Below are 20,401 nucleotides of genomic sequence, written 5' to 3'. Positions count from 1 at the left end.
ATGAAAACTTCCTCCATTGCCGATACGGTGCGCATCTGGGTGTGGGGTATTTCATCTTTGCTCATTGCGATCACCGTTTCTCCGCTAGCCTTCAACGCGGGAAAGGCGCTGTCCGAGCTCTCAGTCACAAAGGACTTCAATGGAGCCGTAAATAAAATCGCAGCGTGGAGCGGAGCGGCGCAGTTGAAGGATTTCTTTGCGATTTGCTGGGTGATCGCAGCAGTGGGTTTGCTGCTACCGCTGGTCGAGTGGCTGCGTTTGGGCAATGAAAGAATTGGCAGGAAGCCGTGGAGCCTCCGCCTGCCGCATGGCGCCACAGCATCCCAAACCGGTGGGCAACCCGTGAGGCCGAACAGCTGGGGAATGCTTCATGGTATCCTCGGTTTCGTGATGACGTTCTGCTGCTTTATCCTGATCGGTTACGCGCTGGTAAAGGCGGGCTCGTTTTCGTGGGTGGAGGATACATCAGCACTGAAACGGGATTTCTGGGCAGATTTTGGCCTGATGCTGATGGTAGCATATATCGTGGAATTTTTTTTCCGCTGCGCGGTTCTCGGCGTGTTCCTCAGGGCCATGAAGCCACTTTTAGCAATCGCGCTGGCAGGCATGATGTTTGCCTCGGTCCAATTCGTGATGAGTGGTTTCACCAACTACCCCATGGTGGATGACGAGACTCTTACACCCTTCAAACTCGCAGGAATGCTGTTTCTGTCCGGTGATTTTCTTGAGCGCGCCTTCGTCGTGTTCTTGCCTTGGTTCGCCTTTGGGTGCGTGCTCGGGTGGGCCCGCTGGCGAACTGCTTCACTTTGGCTTCCGGTAGGCCTCCTGATGGGGTGGCTACTCTCAGGCATGGTATTTTCCAAAGCGGCGAATCCGATTCCCATCCGGGATAAGGTGATCTCTCTGGTAGCCTCGGAATCTCTTCACAATGGCCTCATTCCATTGCTCGGGGTTCTGGTAGTTGGAGGCCTCGTCCACGTAATAACACATGGGTATTCTCTCAAAAGTAAGTCGGCTCAGGCGGATTGATCCACTCGATTGGCTCTATCCTCCCAGCTGCCATTTCTGCACATGCGCACTGAAAAGTGGTCGCTCTGTCTGCGCTGATTGCTCAGGCAAGCTTCCAAGAATCGAATTTCCATTCTGCGATGTATGCGGAGAAAGTTTCCCGGGAGATATCGACGCCTCCTTCGCCTGCCCGAACTGCACGGGCCTTTCATTTCACTTCGAATTCGCAAGAGCCGCGATGGACCGCTCGGATGAGATGCTGGAACTGGTGCACCGCCTGAAATATAATCGGGAAATCCATCTTGCCAGAGACCTTGGCGTGCTGACTTGTGAGGCATTCTCGGATCGGCGGCTGAAGGTAGCGAAAGATGAAAACTGGATACTGGTCCCCGTGCCGTTGCATCGATCCAGACATCGCGAGCGGTATTTCAATCAGGCGGAGGAAATCTCCAAAGTCATAGGAAAAGAATCAGACTTGAGAATAGGCAATTTTCTAAAACGTATCCGCAAGACCCAGACGCAGACACGGCTGAGCAGGAATCAGCGGATGGAGAACCTGAAAGGTGCCTTTGCCATCAAAGGCGGGGAAAAGCTCCTAAAAGATGCCGCCGGTGTGATTTTAGTCGACGATGTATTCACCACCGGATCCACGGTCGACGCCTGTGCAAAGGTTTTACGCTCCGCTGGCGTGCCGAGAGTGGTGGTTCTTACCGTGATGCGGGGCTGAGTTTCCTTACCAGGAAAACGCAGATCACGAAACAGAGCGCGAGTGAGAGAAGAGGAAAAATTCCGGATTTCAAATCACCGCCGATGAACCACGGATGTAGAGGGGAATTTGGATCTAGATCCTGGGTCATGGAGAAAGTTTTCAGGGCAAAGACCAGACCAGCATGCAGGCCGATCGGTAGCCAGAGGGAAGAAGTTTTCGTCCGGCAATAAGCTAGAATCAATCCAAGCAGTGTGAGCGTGGCAAACTCGGTGACAAAGAATTCAGGATTGGTGAAATGCCCCAGTGTGCTCGAGAGAATTTCAAAACCCGAATGCCACGCACGCGGATCGGCGATAACCATTCCATCCGGTGGTTTGAGGAAATGGACGAAAGAGAATAGAAAAGCGCTTCCCAACCAGGCTTTCCAAAGCACGCAGGCACGCAGCCATAGACCAAGGATCAGGCCGCGGAAGACGAGCTCTTCAATCACCCCGGCCCCAAGCGCAGGCAGGAAGGCTTTGGTGAAAAATTTCCCGGCAGGAATGGAAGCCCCTTCAGAGAAGGAGGCACCGGTAACATTCAGGATTACCGCCAAGATCCCTAAAACGGACGCTCCGACTATGATCCCGGATGAGAGATGAAGTAACCGCTGCGACCAGCTCAGCTTCTTCAGAGCGTAGCAGTCAGAACCCGGCCTTGGAGGAATCGATCTGACCCTACGGATCAAAAAAGGCAGCAGAACAATTGCGGAAAACAGCAGGCAGCGGCTAAAATAGCGATCCGGTTTCGCCCGCTCGGCAGAGCTGGCGATGGATTCTATGACTGATGGATAGTCAGCCGTGCTCGCGTTTTCAGCCAAAGTTTTTCCCGCATCATAAAGATAGGGAGTCAACAAGGCAGCGCCCAGCAGTGATGCGATCAGCCAAAGCACAATCGCGCCGATTTCCGTTTTAAAAAAGCGCATCAGCTGATGGTTTCACTTCCGAAATAAGGGACAAGCGCTGCAGGAATCCTGATCGACCCATCCGGTTGCTGGCATTGCTCGAGCAGTGCGACGTAGAGACGTGGGAGAGCAGTTCCAGAACCATTGAGCGTGTGGGGGAACTTGTTTTTCCCATCGGTATCCTTGAAGCGGGTTTTCATGCGGCGGGCCTGATAATCCCCGAAGCAGGAGCAGGAGGAAACCTCAAGATACTTTCCATGGCCAGGTGCCCAGACTTCGATATCGTAGGTCTTGGCCGCGGATTGACCAATATCTCCGGTGCAAAGCTCGATCACGCGGTAATGCAGGCCGAGTTTCTGAAGGACGGATTCAGCATTGGCAGTGAGCTCCTCGAGCACCTGGAACCCGGTTTCCGGATCAACAAGCTGGACCAGCTCCACTTTATCGAACTGATGCATGCGGATGATACCCTTGTTGTCCCGGCCGGCGGACCCAGCCTCACGACGGAAACATGGAGTGTAGGCGACGAGCTTGATCGGCAGCTGGGATGCTTGGACGATCGTATCGCGGTAAAGATTGGTGACGGGCACCTCAGCTGTTGGCGCCAGAAAGAGCGTATCGCGGCCATCGGTTTCAGAAGGTTCCGTCCCATACATATCATCTTCGAACTTGGGCAACTGGCCGGTGCCTTCCATGCACTCGCGTAGGACGAGGTGCGGGACGTTTACTTCCTCGTAGCCATTGTCGGACTGGGTATCTAACAGGAAGCTGATCAATGCGCGCTCCAGCCGGGCGCCTTTTCCGCGATAAACAGCAAAGCCGGAACCGGAGATGCGGATCGCATCATCCCAGGAAATGAGACCGTGCCTAGTGGCAAGCTCCACGTGATCCTTCGGTTCGGCAATCTCGGGTTTTTCTCCCCAGGTGCGGACCTCAGGGTTCGCGTCTTCGTTATCACCCACCGGACATTCGGCGTGCGGAAGGTTCGGGATATTGAGTAAAAGCTCGTTTTGTTTCGTGGAAGCCTCCTCGGCCACCTGATCAATTTTGGAAATTTCTTCGTTGATGGAACGGACTTCCGCCTCAATGGCAGAGCTGTCTTCACCCTTGGATTTCATCATCCCGATCTGCTTGGATGTCACCTTGCGCTTGTTTTGCAGCTCTTGCTTCGCGGTTTCCGCATCGCGGCGGGCTCTATCGCAGGAGAGAACATCGTCGATGAGTTTCCAATGATCACCGCCACGTGCCTTGAGTCGCTCACGCACTTCTTCCGCCTGATCCCGAATGATTTTGATGTCCAGCATTGCGCGCGAAGTTTTGTGGATAGGAGGCAGGGAAAGCAAGGGAAAGGTCTAACCGGAGTTAGATTCTATCGGCGCCTGCGGGGACTAAGCTTCGCGGAAACGAAAATTGCCAGAAATGCGATGATCGCAGAGATACCAACAAGCTTCAGCGCACGGGCGTCGTCGCCGATCTGCACGCTTTGATAAATGGAAAGGGAAAGTGTTTCGGTAAGGCCCGGAATGAAGCCGGCAACCATGATCGTGGCACCGAATTCCCCCATGGCCCGTGCGAAGGAGAGCAACACACCAGCTATCATCCCGCGCTTGGCGAGAGGTAGGCTAATTTTCCAGAACGTGCGCCATTCGCTGCTTCCCAGTGATTTTCCTGCTGCTTCCAAATGCTCGGGCACATCCTCGAAGGCTGTTCGCAGAGAACGGATAAGCAGCGGGAAAACCATTACAGCCAAAGCCAGGACAACGGCTTTCCATGTGAAAATAATCTGCATACCGAAGGTATCCGATAGCCATCCACCAACGGGTCCATTGGCTCCGAACAATTTCAGTAGGATCAGGCCAGTGGCCACTGGCGGCATGACCAAAGGCATCATGGCGATGGTTTCCACAAGAGTTTTCCCAGGCCAGGATTTACGGGCAAGTTGCCAGGCCAGCCAGATGGCGAAGGGCAGTGCCACGACGATTGCCAGAGCAGAAAGCCCGAAGGTCAGGACGAGCATCTGGTAATCTGCAGCGGTCACTACTCTGATGTATCGGTGTTATCGGGGTAGCGCAACTCTGGGCATGGGCACAACGGCACCTCCGAGAATCATCCCTGCCACAAATCCCCCCAGATGAGCACCGTATGCAATATTCGACGCGCCGGTAGCATTCCCCAGCAAGTCCATCACCAACCCGAACACGGCAATCATAACCAAACTGGAAGGCGGAACCGGACGCGCGATCGGCCAAACGGATGGATCCGGCAACTGCCAGCGCACTGCCATCCCAAGATACAGTCCGGCGAAGCCACTGGCCGCGCCCGATGCTCCCAGCATGGGAACCGGATCTTCAGGAGCCATCACCACATGAAAAACACCTCCACAAACTGCTGTAAATGCGAAGGTAAATAGCATCCACCGGTTCCCAAGCAAATCGATGGCGATGGCTGCAAAGACCCAGAGAAAAAGCAAATTTCCCAGTAGATGCCCGATTCCATTATGAAGAAAAGCGTAGGTGAAAAGTGTGAGTAGATCAGGGCCGGTATGGTTGGAGATATCTCCCGCCAGAATTTCATGACAGGAGATCGTCACGTTCGCCGGCACCAGCATGAAACGGAAGTAGGCTTGTGCTCCAACTATGTTCTGCACCACAAAAATGACACAGAGCAGCAAAATCAGGACCAACAAGGCTCCGTGAGACTGAAGGACTGATCCATTTCGGGCAAAGCGAGGCATGGACAAAATGTGGGGTGCCAACGGGCTCAGTTCAAGGCCTTGTGAAGCCGTGTTTTACCAGAATTCCCTGCGAGTCTGCACCGAGGAGAAAGTCGAGGAATCTCCGGGCTTCTACTTGATTCTGTGTGGCGGAAACAATTCCAGCCGGATAATAAATCGGGCCGGTGGATGTTGTGGGAACGACGTATGCGATCCTGACCTTCTTGCTGGAAACCGCCTCCGTCCGGTAAACGATCGCCGCATCAACATTCGAAGTCTCGGCAGCAATTAGAGCGGCACGAACATTCTGGAGAGAAACGATCTTTGGCTGGATGCGCTCCCAAGTCTTTTCATCTACCATCCATCTCTTTGCATATCTGCCAGCGGGAACCGATTGAGGATCGGCAATACCGATGCGCTTCAACTCCAGCAGAGTGTTGGGTGTGAATGCAGTGAGGTTACTTTCAGCCGGAATCACTACAACCAGCTGATTCTCAGCAATTACTGATTCTGACGCCTTATCGATCAGCTTCTTATCAATAAGAGCTGTCATCGTATGCTCATCCGCTGAAATGAAGAGATCAATGGGAGCGCCTGCTTCGATCTGCCGGGCTATTGAATTGCTTCCGGAAAACGAACAACGGATTCTCGTTCCGCTTTGCTTCCCGTAGGTTGCGGTGATTTCAGCGAGCGGCTCACTGAGCGAAACCGCGGCCCCCACAACCAGATCAGCCTTAACAGGGAAAAACAGAATCCCTGCCACAAGGCATACAGCAATAAAACGGAGAGCGGCAACTAGCCGCCGCGATCCATTGTATGAGCTGGGGCTTATGACGGTTGTTTCCGGTGGAGGTTACGGACCGATATAAATCGGAACTCCGGTCTACGCGTAACTCCGGACGGAAAGCTTAACGCTTTCATACTCGAGCGGCTCTTTGTGAAGAGTCGGCGCTTGGCCAGGACCGTGATATTCCCATGCGGAAACGTAGGCGAAGGTATCATCGTGGCGTTTTGCTTCGCCAGGCTGAGTTTTACCTTCTTTCACTTCCGGACTGTCTTCGGTGAACTGGTGCTCTCCGCGGAAATGGCCTCCACAGGACTCTTCGCGTTGAAGCGCGTCGTGGCACATCAACTCACCGAACTCCAGGAAATCGGCCACGCGGCCTGCTTTCTCGAGCTCCATGTTCGGAGTATCGGCAGAACCCGGGATTCGGACGTTGTTCCAGAATTCCTCGCGGATTTTCGGGATCATTTCCAAAGCCTCTTTCAGCCCCTGCTCGGTGCGGTCCATACCACACTTATCCCACATGACTTTTCCGAGATCCTTGTGGAAGGAGTCGACGGTGCGTTTGCCCTGGATGGAGAGCAGTTTGGAAATGCGCTCGCGGACTTCCGCTTCGGCTTGGGCGAACGCCGGATGCTGCGTGGTTATTTCGCCCGGCTTTTGCGTGGCCAGATAGTTTGCGATAGTTGTCGGGATTACGAAGTATCCATCGGCAAGACCCTGCATCAGAGCGGAGGCTCCGAGCCTGTTTGCACCGTGGTCCGAGAAGTTTGCCTCACCAAGAACATGAAGTCCCGGAACATTGGTCATGAGGTCGTAATCGACCCAGAGGCCGCCCATGGTGTAGTGAACCGCCGGATAAATCATCATCGGGCGCTCATACGGGTTTTCTCCGGATATCTTCTCATACATCTGGAAAAGGTTACCATAGCGTGTGCGGATGGTGTCTTCACCGAGACGGCCAATCGCATCGCGGAAATCAAGGTAAACACCGAGACCTGTCGAAGCGATACCGCGGCCATCGTCGCAGGCTTCCTTGGCAGCACGGGAAGAAATATCACGCGGCGCTAGGTTACCGAAGGACGGGTATTTCCGCTCAAGATAGTAGTCGCGGTCCTCTTCCGGGACATCGTTCGGGTGGAGTTCACCTGCACGGATTTTCGCGGCGGTTTCGCGGGTTTTCGGCGCCCAGACACGTCCGTCGTTCCGAAGGGACTCGGACATGAGAGTCAGCTTTGACTGATATTCGCCTGAAACAGGGATACATGTCGGGTGAATCTGAGTGTAGCAAGGGTTCGCCATGAGGGCACCGCGTCTAACCGCGCGCCATGAGGCCATCACGTTGCAACCCATCGCATTGGTGGAGAGGAAGAAGACATTTCCGTAACCACCGGTCGCGAGGATGACGGCATCCGCAGAATGTGTGGAAATTTCGCCTGTGTTCAGATCACGGACAACAATGCCCTTTGCGTGACCATCCACGGTGACAAGGTCCATCATTTCGGTGCGCGGATACATTGTAACACCACCTTTATGGATCTCTTTCTCGAGTGCCTGATAGCAACCGATTAGGAGCTGCTGTCCGGTCTGTCCACGTGCGTAGAATGTGCGCGAAACCTGTGCACCACCGAAGGAGCGGTTATCAAGGAGGCCACCGTATTCACGTGCAAAGGGAACTCCCTGGGCAACGCATTGGTCGATGATGCTATTGGAAACTTCCGCCAGGCGGTAGACGTTTGCCTCGCGGGAGCGGAAATCACCGCCCTTGATGGTATCGTAGAAAAGGCGGTAAACCGAATCACCATCGTTCCGATAGTTTTTTGCGGCGTTGATTCCTCCCTGGGCGGCGATCGAGTGAGCGCGGCGCGGGGAATCCTGATAGCAGAAGCATTTCACCTGGTAGCCAAGTTCCGCGAGCGTCGCAGCGGCAGAGCCACCGGCGAGGCCGGAACCGACGATAATGACGGAGAACTTCCTTTTGTTCGCCGGGTTGATGAGCTTGGAGTTCATCTTGTGGCTTGACCATTTTTGCTCAAGCGGGCCTTCAGGAATTTTACTGTCGAGATTCATGATATGGGATGGGGAAGGTGTTATTTGACGAAGCCGAGGAAGATGGCGATAGGAATGGAGATAAAGCCGAGGTAGATCGCGACCGCGTATCCGACAGAAATTTTATGAATGAGTCCCTGGGCTTTTTTGGAGCGAAGACCGAGAGTCTGGAAAATGGAGCCAACTCCATGGCTCAAATGTGAGCACAGGCAGGTCATGGCGATGATGTAGAAGACCACCACAATGAAATTGAAGAATCCTGCTTCAAATCCCCTGATGACCATTCCATAGGCATCGAATCGCTCAGGATTGAGAGGATCTACAAAATCCGCATCGTTATAGGTAACGCGGACAGTGAAGTGGAGAAGGTGAAAGATAATGAAAGCCAGGATCGTTGTCCCGGACCAGATCATGAGCCTGGATGATTTCGAAGCCTGGATGGTGGCCTGATACTCATACTCATGTTTACGGGCGGCTTTGTTTTCCCTGGTCAGCAGGATGGTCGCCCAGACGTGAAGAACGACTACAACCAGTAGACCGATACGGGCTACCCAGATGAGGGCACCATGACCGGCATTGTGGAGAAACTCCGCGTATTCGTTGAACGCCTCGCGACCCGCGTAGATGAGAAGGTTACCTGTTAAGTGACCTGCGAGAAAGAGAACCATGGCGAGGCCTGTGATGGCGACGATAAGCTTTTTCCCGATTGAAGATTGCCAGTAGGCGGTGGCTGCACGTGTGAGAGCGTTCATTTTTAGAGAAGAGACGCATGATTTTTGGCTGGGTAGCCCAAAACCTCAAACCCTAATATGCATCTTCTCGGTAAAACCGTTGCGAAAAGGGAAAAAAATCAGCTTTCCAGGTTCAGACGCATCGGACCTTGTGCGCTGGAGACCTCCTTATCACACGCTATCAGGAAATTATGAATCTCGTTGAACAGCGTCTCGCAGGTTTTCGACCACTTTTTCTCCCCGCGGAGGATTCGTGCGCTTTCGCGGAGACCCGTGAAGTTGATTTCTTCCGCACCGGCTTCACGAAGCTCGAAAAGCTCTGTGCGGATGGTGTCGAAAAATGCCAGTTCGAAACCATTTCCCGCCGATTGCGCCGCCCGGATAAGTGACACTGTCATTGGCGGGGCCAATGGCTGGAGTTTTTCAGCTATGGGAGCACAGCCGATTGTCACGAGCATCTTCCGCATACGCTCGAAGAGATCTTCGAGATGCAGGAGGCGCAGGGCGCATTTGTTTTCCAGGTAAAGTTCTATTCCGTTGCGAATTTCGCTGACCATAGGGAAATCCTCGTGGTCTGCAGCTGTTGCAGCTCTGCGTATTGCATCCTCCAACCATGAGGTGTCATAATCGAGAACTTGATGAGAACCGATCTGAAGCGCAGGGCGATTGCCGATAAATGAGATCACTGTATTTTGTAGTGTTTATATGTTAGCGGCTGGTTGTTAGGGGTTAAGGGAAGGACAGCGGATGGGACGACGGGGAAGAGCTTGTTACAACTCGGGTGTAATGAAAAGATTTTCTGAAAATTAATTACTCTTTAAAAAGTCTTCTTTGAAAAGTATCCCGCGCGGCTTTGCGGGACAGGGACTGGATTTCCTGGATGAATTCGTTCACATTCTCGAATTGGCGATAGACGGAAACATAACGAACGTAGGCGACCGGATCGATCTGATGGAGCTTGTCCATGACCTTCGCGCCGATGGATGCGGAGGGCACCTCGCTGAGGTGATCCTTGTGGAGTTCTGTTAGGATTTCCTCCACGGCGCGATCCAGCCGCTCCATGGAAACAGGACGTTTTTCGCAAGCTTTGATAAGGCCCCCGGTCAGCTTCTCTCGATTGAGCGACTCGCGGGTTCCATCCCTTTTCACGACGCGCAACTCGGTGCGCTCGATCTGTTCGTAGGTCGTATAACGGTAGGCACATTTCAGACATTCCCGGCGACGACGGATCGTCGTTCCATCCTTTGAGGAACGGGAGTCTAATACTTTGTCCTTCAGGGAACCACATTGGACGCAACGCATGGATTAGGGCGAAAATAATGAGCCGCATCTTACTTTTTCCTGCCGCGTAGTCAATTCGAAAGCTAAGTCAAACTTAGTAGTTAACTATGTATAATCTCTAAACGTGATCTATATATTTTAAAAAAACAACCAAGAGACCAGCAGGAGATCCTATTGGCCATTTTTCGCATTCAGGCTAGATTACCGGATGTTAGCACAAACAGCATCCGTCGATGATGTCCCACAGAAAGTAGACCTGGATCCCGGTATCGCCTTGGAGAAAATCGACAAATGGGTGGATGGTGTGACCCGGCTTTTGCCTAATCTGATTGTCGCGATCGTCCTTTTTGCGATCATCTGGTTTGCCTCAGCCCTTGTAAAAAGAACGCTTCACAAGCAGTTCGACAAACATGGCAGGGAAAACCTTGGAGCTGTCCTGGGAGGATTTGCGAAGTGGGCAATCCTCGTCATCGGCTTCCTTCTCTGTGCCACCATCGTTATTCCCTCCATGAAGCCGGGAGATCTCATCGCAGGCCTCGGTATCAGCTCGGTTGCGATCGGTTTCGCATTCAAAGATATTTTACAAAACTGGCTGGCCGGCCTGTTAATTTTACTCCGGCAGCCATTCCAGATTAATGACCAGATTTCTGTAAACGGGCATGAGGGGACGGTGGAACGTATCGAGACCCGCGCGACAATCATCAAAACCTACGACGGCCAGCGCATTGTGGTCCCGAATAGCGATATCTATACAAATTCCGTTTTGGTCCGCACCGCGCATGATGTGCGCCGTTCAGAATATGACATAGGCATTGGCTATGGTGACGATGTCGAGACGGCTTGCTCGGTGATAGAAAGAGTCCTGGCAGGAGTTGAGGGAGTGGAAGCCGACCCCGCTCCCGAGGCGCTTCCGTGGGATCTCGCAGCGAGCTGGGTGACGGTTCGTGCCCGCTGGTGGACGGATAGCCGCCGCACCAATGTGGCTCACGTTCATTCCAGAATAATCATGGCGGTGAAAAGAGCCTTGGATGAGGAGAGAATCGACATGCCATTCGATACACAGGTGCATCTCTTCCATGACCAGACGGAGAGCGACGATGGCATCAGGGGATCACAACGCGAAGGTTGGCCAAACGGAAAAGAGAAAGAAACCAAGCCGCGATGGAAAGCTCAGATCGAGGAGTCTGCCAAGATATCGAGTGATTCAGCCCGCGACTGATTCTTGTTTTTAGCCGAGGCGATTTTTTCATCCGCCTCTTCATCGTCCCCCTCTGATTTTTCCGGTGCTTCCTGTTCGTTGGCGCCAGAGGGCTCATAGGAGAATTCTGCGAAGATCGGAAAATGATCGGACCCGATACTTGCCAGGCGCTCAAGCGAGCGAACACGGAAGTGATCCGAAATAAAGATATGGTCGAGCGGCCAGCGGAGGAACCAGTGGCCGGCATGGAAGGTATTGAAAAGTCCGCGGCCAACGCGGGGGTCCAGTAGCCCGCTGGTTTTCTGGAAGAGCTTGGTAGTCAGGGACCATGCCACATCGTTCAGATCGCCAAGCACGATGGTGGGACCGCCCTGTTTCTCAACCCGTTTCCCCACCAGTAGAAGCTCGGCGTCCCTATCTGTAGAGGTTGTATCGGTGTTTTCATCGGGGAAGGGCGGCTTCGGATGCACTGCGTGCAAATGGACCACGGATCCATCCTCCAATTTAAAATCCGCATGCACGGAGGGGATATTGTCCCTGATGAAATATTCGACATGTAAATCCTCGAATGGGATTCTGGAGCGGACGATCATCCCGTAGGTATCCTCCTGCGGGATTTCGACACCGTGCGGATATTCATCCTTCGTCACAGCTATTTGGTCGATCCACCACTGATCCGTTTCCAAGCAAATGAACATATCCGGCTTTTTGTCACGTATGTGGGAAACGAGGCCGGCGCTCTTGCGGTTCGACATCAGAACGTTGGACACTAGGAAACTGATCGTCACATTCCCCTTCCCGTCCAGAACCTCTTTCCGGTGAAAAGGTGTATAGCGAAAGATCCAAGTGAATAGCGTGAACAACGTTACGAGCAGCGCGACGAGGAGAATCGAGTCCGTGAAGTCGTTCGGGTCATCCAAGCGTGTGACCAATAGCCCGAGCCCGGCAAATAGCCCGACACAGAACAACTGGATACGTGGAAAGTCCCATCCACGGATCATCCAGTAATCACATTTCACGAAGGGCAGGAAGGTGCCGATAATTACGAATCCCGCCAAGAATTGGAATAAAGCTTCTAGCATTATACGCCTATAGACGACTACTCCGAGAGCCAGGTCAAACGAAGACTTGGCTCTCGCTAAAAAGAAAGCGCGGGATGGCCCGGAAATCAGGCGGCCTTGGGTTTAGTCGCGCAGTCCTGCCTCCGAAACATCCAGCGGAACGATACCCATTTCCAGCGCCGGGGAGCCCGGTTTGAAGCTGAAGTCACCATTTTCGGGATCCACGAACATAGGATCAACGGCGCGGCTTTGGGCATCCACTTTACCGGCTTGCTGTTTTTTCAGCATCGCCTTCCCTTGCTCGGGAGCACCGGCGGCGAAGTAGATGTTGTAGTCGCAATCAGCGTCTACGGATCTTGCAACCGTGCGGCCACGTCTATCCTCGGAGCTGCCCGCTTTTCCGGGAGGGAGCTCGTTGATGAAATCTTCCACAGTCCCGGTGGAATAGAAGATATTCCGTTTGATCGTAGCACCATCCATCGGGCCCTCCCGGACGGAAACGTAGTAGCCGCGTGGGGGTTCGATGACATCTACGACGAAGTTGTTTTCGCAGCGGGTATTCAGCTTCAGCATGATTCCCTGTGAGGTGCATTTGTAGATCACGTTCTCCGCAATGAGAGTATCCATCTGCCCGCCATCCGTTCTGACCGCACATTGCATGATCATCGGCGCCACCAGATGGTGAATGTAGTTCCTGCGGATCACATTTCCAGCACCTGCTCCACGGATATAGATCGCATTTCCATCGCCCAAGCGCTGCATCGCGTGGTGGATTTCGTTGTATTCGAAGATGTTGTCATGCGTATGCAGGTATGGACGCACGGCATCGATCGTCAGCTTGGATGGTAGTTCACCGATCTCATCCCTACGGATGGTCCTACCAAGCTCGCGGCCCTTTTTCTTGAAGAATTCGGTCATGCAGCCGGAAATAATCAGACCTGTGTAATCGGTATGGTGAATCAGGTTGTTCGCCACACGGTTCTCGCCGCTCTGCCACACCATGATCCCGGGGGAGTGCCAGTAGACTTCGCCGACGTGATGCACGTGGTTGTTATCCACCAGGTTGTTTTTGTTCACATCCTTGGTGCCCGGGCCGTAGCCGCAGAGCAGGATTCCGGCACCACCCATGTGCTCGATGTGGTTTCCTGAAATTTTGTTCTTCTGACCGTGGAGATCCACCCGGATCGCTCCGCTGCCGCTGTGCAGAAAGTGGCAGTCTTCGATCACACAATTCTCGGTGCCGCGGAGGCGGACAAGTGCGTTGTCCTTGTCCAGCATGTCCCAATCGTGCTGAAGGCCGGCGTCATCCTCCTTGATCTGGTAGCGTTGGCCGTGCTTGAACGTCAGACCCTTGAAACGGAGAAACTCAACCGGGGTATCCTTGGGTCCTTGGAAATCAATTTTCCCCTCAATCCGGATCAACTCCATGAGCGACGGTGCAACCACAGGAGAATCCGACCTCGGCCAGAGGTAGACCTTCCCCTCCTTCGTATTGAGCGCCCATTCGCCTGGCTCATCGATACCTTCCAGTGCGTTCTCCACCCAAACGGACTCGGTTCCTTTCAGGAAATGAAGTTCGTTGATCGCATAGGTAGCATCGATACTGGTGTGAGCTGTCCGCTTCTTCTCATCAACCGATGTGAGCGGGAGGATATTTACAATCCATGCATGGTGTGGCCGGACGAGTAGTTCCATATCTGTCACGTTGGACCAATTCTTCATCGCACCTTTCGGGAAAACCACGCGGTTCCGTCCGCTTCCCGCCAGAGGGATAAAGCCCGCGGAACGTGAGCGAGGGAGCATCCCCTCCGCATCATAGAGTGTGCGGAAACCATCTGAAACCTCGGCAACCATTAGCTTGCCCTTGGCCGCTGCAGGTAGTCCGGGCAGCTCGCCTGAAACCTTCTGCCAGCCCCTGATCTCCTTCCCGGAGCTGAACACAGGCTCCTCCCCCGGATAGGCGGCATAGGTGATAGGTGCCGCCTCTGTTCCGGAATCCTCAAGGCCGAAAATTACGGTTTCGTTCACCGGATAAGCCCCGCCACGGAGCAGAACCATGATCTCATCCTTTTTCGATCCTTTGAGATCCCGCACCGCATCACGTGCCCGCTGCAAAGAAGCGAATGGACCGTCTTTCCCATCCGCGGAAGGTTCCGCCAATGCACCGGACCAATCATCCGATCCCTGCGGTGAAACAAAGAAATCCGCCGCCGGAACGCCTTCCGCGGTCTCCCCGGCAGACTCCTGCGCCGGAGCTTGACGACAACTAATTACGGCTACCAGCGCACACGCCAGCATAGCCACGGGTTTGAATTTTCTTTGCACTTATTTTTCTATTTTGATGTTACTGCTTCGATCTGTTTCAGGGCGAAATCCGCGGTTAGCTCCTGGATTGTAGTCAGGTTGGGCTCGATGGCGGCCCCGACCTTTCTCCAGTTGTGGCCTGCGTTCTCTACAATGATAAAGGTGGCGTCTGCGCCTATTTTTTCAGCCTTCTCCTTCAGGTGGGTGGCATGGGCGAGAGGAATGGTCGCATCCTTGTTCCCCTGGATTGAAAGAAGCGGAGGGCTGTCCTTCGATATCCAGAAATATGGACTCATTTCCTCATAGGCCTTGGGGTTTTCCGCATAGCCACCATCGGTGCCAGTGATTCGCAAACCGAAGCGATTGATCTCCTTGTCGGATAGATCGGTTTTGAACAGATCAGGGATAGTAAAATCAGACGGCCCATACCAAGAGATCCCTGCTATTGGCTGGATGTCGTTTTCCGCAGGCGAACCGGCGTCACGGAATTTCGAGTAGTCCGCGAAATTCAGCATCTGGGCCAGCTGCCCGCCGGCGGAATCTCCCCAGACCACCACACGGTCCGGATCTATTCCGTATTTCGCCGCGTTCTCATTGAGAAACCGGAGACCATCGACCGCATCGATCAAGCAATCGCGCATCAGAACACCGTTCCTTCCCTTGAAGAGGCGGTAGTCAATGGAAACGCAGACGACACCATGCTCGGCCACTTTTTCAAACACCGGGCGCATCAGAGGCAGGCCGCCTTTCGCTTTGCTCCCCGCAGCCCAGCCACCGCCGTGGACGTAGTAGAGAACCGGTGCCTTTTCGGACTTCCCTTTCGTGGGCATATATATGTCCATCTTGATACGACGTCCATCGATCTGCTTGTAAATCACATCCCGGAAGGCCTCCGCCTTCCATTCTACTTCAGTGGCGGCGGGTGCGCCGAGGCCGGTGCCTGCCGCACACAAAGTGGCTGCAGCTGCTATGAGTGGTGCTAAAAATCTTTTCATTCTCCTCCTTTGGTTTTTTTCGGTTTTCTATAAAGGTCCTTTTTCGCATCCCATGTCACGTTGCGATCAAAAATAGTCCCGTAGGGGTCGTAGTTATTGTAGGAAACTGTCTCCTGTTTCCATTTGGCCAGATGCTTGTCGTAAATTTTACGCATATACTCCATGGATGGACTATATTCCGGATTCTTGGCCAGGTTGGTCATTTCCAGCGGATCCTTGCCCAAGTGGTAGAGCTCCTCGGTGACCTCGAAATCACCGCCGGCGTAGCCCCAATGGATATATTTCATATCCTTTGTCACCACGCTCAGGGAATGGGTCTCGGTCTTGCCCCATACATTTATCAATGCCAGTGAATCGTGAATGGCGGCCCCGGGATCCTCATAGACTTTCATCAGATCCGCGCCGTCCATATTCTCAGGAATCGGCAGTCCAGCCAACGAGAGTATCGTAGGCGCAAAATCGATATTTCCGGTCAGTGCATCAGTTCGCAAGGACTTTCCTGAATTTGGCTGGCGCGGATCGAAAATGATCAATGGCACCCGGCTGGCTTCCTCGTAGGGAAGCACCTTGGAGCCGTATCCGTGGGATCCACAGAAAAAGCCATTGTCAGAGGTGTAAATGATCACCGTGTTATCGGCCAGACCCTGAGCTTCCAGCTCCTCGCGAATCATTCCCACCGCCACATCAATCGCATGGATCTGCTGGTGATAGGTGGCCATCACCTCATCATATTTATCCGAGTAGTTCCACTGGTGGAAGCGCACGAACTGGCGCCCTTGCTGGCTTTGTTTGGAAAAATGTTCGCCATTTTCACGACCGTAGTTCTCTGGCTTCTTGAAGGTTTTTCCGGCATAAACATCGTTGAACCGGGGATCAGCGACCGCCGGTTTGTGGGGAGCCTTAAAGCTGATGGAAAGGCAGAATGGCTTCTCCGCCTTCGCGTTGTCCCGAATGAAATCCCTTCCGAAAGCCCCGTAAGAGAGAGTGGAATGCGGAAATTCTTCGGCGTAGGCCGCCATCGATTTATTTTTCTTCGTGGCGTATTCCGTTTGCCCCGGGCCGCCTCCCCAGCGATCAAAATCGCCGGATGGGAGCGGGAGTTTTTTACTATCCGGTGACTCCCTCAGCTCGAAGCCGAATTTCCCCGCAAAAGCAGTGGTGTAGCCGGCATTACGCAGCAGAATAGGATAAGAGCTTTTCCAGATACCTGTGAGCATCTCGCCGTGCTCGAAATTACAGCCGGTTTTATACTCATACATCCCGGTCATCACCGTGGCGCGGGAAGCCATGCAGATGGCGGTGGTATCGTAATGATTATCGAATGCCATCCCATCCTCCGCCAGCTTGTCGAGGTTCGGCGTTTTTACATCCGGGTTACCATAGCAACCCATGGTGTAGGTGCTTTGATCGTCCGACATCAGGTAAATAATGTTCGGCGGAGCGGCATGCGCGAATCCCGCCGAGAGGAAGGATAGCGCTAGGAAGATGGGGTTTTTCATGGATTGACGAAGATAACGACGACACCGGAAGGCAGGGCTATTTCTCCCCGATGTCTTCCGTGAACGTGACCTTGATCACGGTATCGTATTCATTCAACGGTGCTTCCGGCAGGGAAACTTTCAAATCTCCTTCAGTTTGGGAAATTTCTGCTTTCTCGCCATTTGCCAGATAGGTGGCTGATTCAGCATTTGCGGAAAGTCCACTGATCGAGATCTCACCGGATTCCGGCCACTCGAGCACATGGAGGTAGAGTGTTTTCCCATCCTTGCTCACGGAGCAATCCCCCCATTCCGGAATTTCCGGCAAAGGATTGCGGCGTGTCCCATAGATCGACTCTCCGTTCGCCTTCAACCAATCGCCGAGCACTCCGTAGAGCCGAATTGCCTCCGGATCGAGCTCGCCGTTACCCATCGGCCCGTTGTTCAGAAGATAGTTTCCGCCAACGCAGATGGTGCGCACCATGCGGTCGATCAATTCCTTCTCCGTGTGATAGTAGCAATCGCCTTTCGTCTTGTAGCCAAAGGATGAGCTGACGCTATCCGGAGATTCCACATAGAGAGGCAGCTTCATGCTCGGCACTTCCTTGTCGGCAATGGAAACATAGTCATATAGCGGGAGATACTGCTCTTCGATCACGCTGCGTCCGGAGTGGATGATACGGGAGTTGATCACACAATCCGGGCGATGCTTCCTCACTGCGTCACTGAAGAGCTTGGCGCGCTCAGTGGTCATTTCCGATGGAGTATCGAACCAGATCAGATCAATCTCATAGTTCTTCATGAGCTCTTCGACCTGGGGGAGACTTTTCTCCGTGATGTATTTATCCATGTCCGGCTTGAAATCCTTCGGAAGATCCGGGTGGATGATCGCGCGATGTCCGTCGAAGCGCGGCTTGATGAAAGGCGCGTCCGGCTCGTCCCAATCCTGAGCATGGGAATAATAAACGCCGAACTTCAGGCCATTGCGATGGCAGGCCTCGCTGAGTTCCTTGATGATATCTCTCTTGAACGGCGTGTAGTCCACGATGTTGTAATCGCTGACCATTGAATCGAACAACGCGAAGCCGTCATGATGCTTCGCGGTAATGACCACGTATTGGATTCCGGAATCCTTGAAGGTTTTCGCCCATTCATCCGCATCGAATTCCGCCGGATTGAATTTGGCCGCCACATCGTGGTATTCCTCGGAAGACATTTTCGCCGAGATCTGTATCCACTCGGAATACCTATGCTCGTTGCCGCGGCCTTTGTATTCGCCTTCAAGACTGGAATATACGCCGAAATGGATGAAAGCACCGAACTTGGCGTCACGGAACCACTTGTCCAAACGGGCATCGGAATCAGGCGTCTGCTTGAGATCCTTGTCAAAGCGATGCTCGAAATCCATCGAAGGATCAGGCGCTTCATCGGGTTCGGTGCCAGTTTCCACACCTTGGGAAACCAAGGTGGTCAGCGAGACGATGGAGAGAATTTTCAGGAGGTTTTTCATAAAATTTACTGTATTTGAAATGGTTCGGGGAGTGAAACGCTAATTTCACTCCACCACCGGCAAAATGGCCGATCTTGATCTATTTGGACTTTGCTTTGGGCTTGGATTTTTTAGCACGCGCCGGAGAACAGCAACTCTCGATTGCTTCAGTGGGCAGTGAATTTTTCCAGGCATCGATCTTTTCCGTCAGCTGCTGGACGACTTCCGGAAACTCTGCGGCGAGGTCGTTTTGCTCGGCCCAATCCTTTTCCAGATCGTAAAGCTCCACTTTATTCAGCTCCTTGTTGATCAGGAGCTTCCAGCGACCCTCATGGATACCGAGCGAAGGCCAGGTGTAGTCCTCGGAAACGCCGCCGCGCCACTCCCAGAAAATTGGTTTCTTTCTCTCGAATTTTTCACCTTTGAAGGCGGCGAGAATGTTTTCACCATCAGGCTCGTATCCGGCGGGAAGATCTACTCCACCTGCCGCGAGGAAGGTTGGCAGGAGATCAACAGCAGTGACCACCGAAGTTTCGTCGGTTTTGCCGGCTGGAACCACTCCCGGCCAGCGGACGATGAACGGCACCCGGATACCACCGGAAAATAGTGATCTCTTCTCGCCCTTCAGGCCCGCGGTTTCACCAACTGAATAGAAATGCCCAAGGCCACCGGTGTCCTTGTGCTCTTTCGATGGCTTCGAGGATTCAGGTCCATTGTCTGTGGAGAAAACCACTAGTGTATTTTCATCCAAATCGAGCTCCTTGAGCAGCTTCAGGATGCGTCCTACGCCTTCATCACCTTCCGCGATAACGGACGCATATACCCTCTCCTGCTCATTGAGTCCCTTGAATTTCTCCAGATATCGCTCCTGCGGGTAATGGGCGGTGTGCACCTCGTGCAGCCATAGATTCACGAAAAATGGCTCATCCTTGTTTTCACGGATGAAATTCTCCGCGTGATCCACTGAGGCCAGGCCCTCCTTCTTGATTTCGTTCTTTTTCGAGCCATTGAAGGTCGCGAATGCATCGTAGCCGTAGAGGTCCTCAGTAGGTCCACGTCCCAAATGCCATTTCCCGAAATGTCCGGTCTTGTAGCCCGCTTCCTGCAGCATCCGCGCGACCGACGGCCCCTCCGGATCCATCCAGTCCGGCATTCCCCTGCCCGCGTTGGATTGAATTCCTGCAAAGTGTTGATGGATAGCCTGTCTGGCCGGGAACTGTCCGGTCATGACTGCCACCCGGCTGGGGGAACAAACAGGACTGTTCACCGTGAAATTCGTAAAATCCGTTCCCTCGGCCGCCATGCGGTCCAGGCTCGGGGTATCACAGAATGTGCTCCCGTGGATCCCTATATCGCCGTATCCCCAGTCATCCGCGAAGATGAAAACGATGTTCGGCTTTTCCGCAGCGAAACCGCAGGCGCTGGAAAGCAGGGAGATAGCTGCGCCTAGGGCTGGCGCTTTTAAAATTCTTCGGGTCAGGTTTTTCATAAAGATTTGGGATTTCTCATTCGGTTTCCACCCATTCAGGCGGTTCAGAACGAAATTCGTAGAGGGTCATCCTACCTTGCGATACAGTCCCTCACATACATATTTTTCATCAAGGTGAATGAAAACTACCAGCGGCTCTCATTCAACCTTACGGATGTACGCGATATAT

The 20,401-nt window shown here is 53.3% G+C and carries 18 protein-coding genes; 3 read left to right on the top strand and 15 right to left on the bottom strand.

The features are described from left to right. Both AAGA79_RS00515 and AAGA79_RS00510 read left to right on the top strand, forming a co-directional pair. Complete coding sequence (locus tag AAGA79_RS00515) at window positions 1–1,029, top strand: type II CAAX prenyl endopeptidase Rce1 family protein (RefSeq protein WP_411826826.1); 1,029 nt, start codon at window positions 1–3, stop codon at window positions 1,027–1,029. Continuing rightward, on the top strand, window positions 989–1,735 hold the full coding sequence (locus AAGA79_RS00510; protein ID WP_411826825.1) for a ComF family protein: 747 nt from the start codon (window positions 989–991) through the stop codon (window positions 1,733–1,735). The genes AAGA79_RS00515 and AAGA79_RS00510 overlap by 41 nt, the downstream gene beginning before the upstream one ends. On the opposite strand, the gene AAGA79_RS00505 is transcribed toward AAGA79_RS00510, so the two are convergent. From AAGA79_RS00505 to nrdR, 9 genes are all read right to left on the bottom strand, one after another. Then, window positions 1,716–2,681: a lysostaphin resistance A-like protein gene (locus AAGA79_RS00505; protein ID WP_411826824.1), complete on the bottom strand. Its 966-nt coding sequence runs from the start codon at window positions 2,679–2,681 to the stop codon at window positions 1,716–1,718. The genes AAGA79_RS00510 and AAGA79_RS00505 overlap by 20 nt on opposite strands. Then, window positions 2,681–3,964 (bottom strand): serine--tRNA ligase, encoded by a 1,284-nt coding sequence (serS, locus tag AAGA79_RS00500; protein WP_411826823.1) that lies wholly within the window; start codon window positions 3,962–3,964, stop codon window positions 2,681–2,683. The genes AAGA79_RS00505 and serS overlap by 1 nt, the downstream gene beginning before the upstream one ends. Window positions 3,965–4,029: 65 nt before the next feature. Continuing rightward, entirely contained in the window at window positions 4,030–4,698 is a 669-nt protein-coding gene (gene modB, locus AAGA79_RS00495; RefSeq protein WP_411826822.1) for a molybdate ABC transporter permease subunit, read from the bottom strand. 18 nt (window positions 4,699–4,716) lie between these two features. Next, entirely contained in the window at window positions 4,717–5,394 is a 678-nt protein-coding gene (locus AAGA79_RS00490; RefSeq protein ID WP_411826821.1) for a rhomboid family intramembrane serine protease, read from the bottom strand. A 31-nt stretch (window positions 5,395–5,425) separates the two neighbouring features. Further along, a complete protein-coding gene (gene modA, locus AAGA79_RS00485; RefSeq protein WP_411826820.1) occupies window positions 5,426–6,136 on the bottom strand; it encodes a molybdate ABC transporter substrate-binding protein in 711 nt (236 codons plus the stop codon). Between the two features lie 120 nt (window positions 6,137–6,256). Next, entirely contained in the window at window positions 6,257–8,227 is a 1,971-nt protein-coding gene (locus tag AAGA79_RS00480; protein WP_411826819.1) for a fumarate reductase/succinate dehydrogenase flavoprotein subunit, read from the bottom strand. A 20-nt stretch (window positions 8,228–8,247) separates the two neighbouring features. Further along, window positions 8,248–8,958 (bottom strand): succinate dehydrogenase cytochrome b subunit, encoded by a 711-nt coding sequence (locus AAGA79_RS00475; RefSeq protein WP_411826818.1) that lies wholly within the window; start codon window positions 8,956–8,958, stop codon window positions 8,248–8,250. 98 nt (window positions 8,959–9,056) lie between these two features. After that, entirely contained in the window at window positions 9,057–9,623 is a 567-nt protein-coding gene (locus tag AAGA79_RS00470; RefSeq protein WP_411826817.1) for a hypothetical protein, read from the bottom strand. A 124-nt stretch (window positions 9,624–9,747) separates the two neighbouring features. Then, a complete protein-coding gene (gene nrdR / locus AAGA79_RS00465) occupies window positions 9,748–10,239 on the bottom strand; it encodes a transcriptional regulator NrdR (RefSeq protein WP_411826816.1) in 492 nt (163 codons plus the stop codon). Window positions 10,240–10,426: 187 nt separating this feature from the next. Here nrdR and AAGA79_RS00460 point away from each other — a divergent pair, with 187 nt between their 5' ends. Then, entirely contained in the window at window positions 10,427–11,437 is a 1,011-nt protein-coding gene (locus AAGA79_RS00460; RefSeq protein WP_411826815.1) for a mechanosensitive ion channel family protein, read from the top strand. Here the strand turns inward: AAGA79_RS00460 and AAGA79_RS00455 are convergent. The 6 genes from AAGA79_RS00455 to AAGA79_RS00430 form a co-directional block, all read right to left on the bottom strand. Next, window positions 11,389–12,498: an endonuclease/exonuclease/phosphatase family protein gene (locus AAGA79_RS00455; protein WP_411826814.1), complete on the bottom strand. Its 1,110-nt coding sequence runs from the start codon at window positions 12,496–12,498 to the stop codon at window positions 11,389–11,391. The two genes, AAGA79_RS00460 and AAGA79_RS00455, sit on opposite strands and share 49 nt — an antisense overlap. A gap of 102 nt (window positions 12,499–12,600) precedes the next feature. Then, entirely contained in the window at window positions 12,601–14,775 is a 2,175-nt protein-coding gene (locus AAGA79_RS00450; protein WP_411828243.1) for a right-handed parallel beta-helix repeat-containing protein, read from the bottom strand. Between the two features lie 35 nt (window positions 14,776–14,810). After that, a complete protein-coding gene (locus tag AAGA79_RS00445) occupies window positions 14,811–15,776 on the bottom strand; it encodes an alpha/beta hydrolase fold domain-containing protein (RefSeq protein ID WP_411826813.1) in 966 nt (321 codons plus the stop codon). Next, window positions 15,773–17,275: a sulfatase gene (locus AAGA79_RS00440; RefSeq protein ID WP_411826812.1), complete on the bottom strand. Its 1,503-nt coding sequence runs from the start codon at window positions 17,273–17,275 to the stop codon at window positions 15,773–15,775. Before AAGA79_RS00440 ends, AAGA79_RS00445 begins: the two co-directional genes overlap by 4 nt. Window positions 17,276–17,312: 37 nt before the next feature. Continuing rightward, complete coding sequence (locus tag AAGA79_RS00435; RefSeq protein ID WP_411826811.1) at window positions 17,313–18,764, bottom strand: alpha-L-fucosidase; 1,452 nt, start codon at window positions 18,762–18,764, stop codon at window positions 17,313–17,315. A gap of 79 nt (window positions 18,765–18,843) precedes the next feature. Beyond that, on the bottom strand, window positions 18,844–20,232 hold the full coding sequence (locus AAGA79_RS00430) for a sulfatase (RefSeq protein ID WP_411826810.1): 1,389 nt from the start codon (window positions 20,230–20,232) through the stop codon (window positions 18,844–18,846). Window positions 20,233–20,401 lie beyond the last annotated feature (169 nt).

It is taken from the genome of Luteolibacter sp. AS25 (assembly GCF_046736275.1).
Taxonomy (GTDB): domain Bacteria; phylum Verrucomicrobiota; class Verrucomicrobiia; order Verrucomicrobiales; family Akkermansiaceae; genus Luteolibacter.
The sequence above is the reverse complement of the archived record's forward strand: the minus strand, read 5'-3'. Positions and strand labels throughout refer to the sequence as shown.

What these genes read in the sequence shown, in the direction of transcription:
- AAGA79_RS00510 (WP_411826825.1), top strand. Translation starts at nt 989, where the DNA reads ATGGGTATTCTCTCAAAAGTAAGTCGGCTCAGGCGGATTGATCCACTC.
- AAGA79_RS00515 (WP_411826826.1), top strand. Translation starts at nt 1, where the DNA reads ATGAAAACTTCCTCCATTGCCGATACGGTGCGCATCTGGGTGTGGGGT.
- AAGA79_RS00450 (WP_411828243.1), bottom strand. Translation starts at nt 14,775, where the DNA reads ATGCTGGCGTGTGCGCTGGTAGCCGTAATTAGTTGTCGTCAAGCTCCG.
- AAGA79_RS00440 (WP_411826812.1), bottom strand. Translation starts at nt 17,275, where the DNA reads ATGAAAAACCCCATCTTCCTAGCGCTATCCTTCCTCTCGGCGGGATTC.
- AAGA79_RS00480 (WP_411826819.1), bottom strand. Translation starts at nt 8,227, where the DNA reads ATGAATCTCGACAGTAAAATTCCTGAAGGCCCGCTTGAGCAAAAATGG.
- nrdR (WP_411826816.1), bottom strand. Translation starts at nt 10,239, where the DNA reads ATGCGTTGCGTCCAATGTGGTTCCCTGAAGGACAAAGTATTAGACTCC.
- AAGA79_RS00430 (WP_411826810.1), bottom strand. Translation starts at nt 20,232, where the DNA reads ATGAAAAACCTGACCCGAAGAATTTTAAAAGCGCCAGCCCTAGGCGCA.
- AAGA79_RS00475 (WP_411826818.1), bottom strand. Translation starts at nt 8,958, where the DNA reads ATGAACGCTCTCACACGTGCAGCCACCGCCTACTGGCAATCTTCAATC.
- AAGA79_RS00505 (WP_411826824.1), bottom strand. Translation starts at nt 2,681, where the DNA reads ATGCGCTTTTTTAAAACGGAAATCGGCGCGATTGTGCTTTGGCTGATC.
- AAGA79_RS00460 (WP_411826815.1), top strand. Translation starts at nt 10,427, where the DNA reads ATGTTAGCACAAACAGCATCCGTCGATGATGTCCCACAGAAAGTAGAC.
- AAGA79_RS00435 (WP_411826811.1), bottom strand. Translation starts at nt 18,764, where the DNA reads ATGAAAAACCTCCTGAAAATTCTCTCCATCGTCTCGCTGACCACCTTG.
- AAGA79_RS00490 (WP_411826821.1), bottom strand. Translation starts at nt 5,394, where the DNA reads ATGCCTCGCTTTGCCCGAAATGGATCAGTCCTTCAGTCTCACGGAGCC.
- serS (WP_411826823.1), bottom strand. Translation starts at nt 3,964, where the DNA reads ATGCTGGACATCAAAATCATTCGGGATCAGGCGGAAGAAGTGCGTGAG.
- AAGA79_RS00455 (WP_411826814.1), bottom strand. Translation starts at nt 12,498, where the DNA reads ATGCTAGAAGCTTTATTCCAATTCTTGGCGGGATTCGTAATTATCGGC.
- AAGA79_RS00445 (WP_411826813.1), bottom strand. Translation starts at nt 15,776, where the DNA reads ATGAAAAGATTTTTAGCACCACTCATAGCAGCTGCAGCCACTTTGTGT.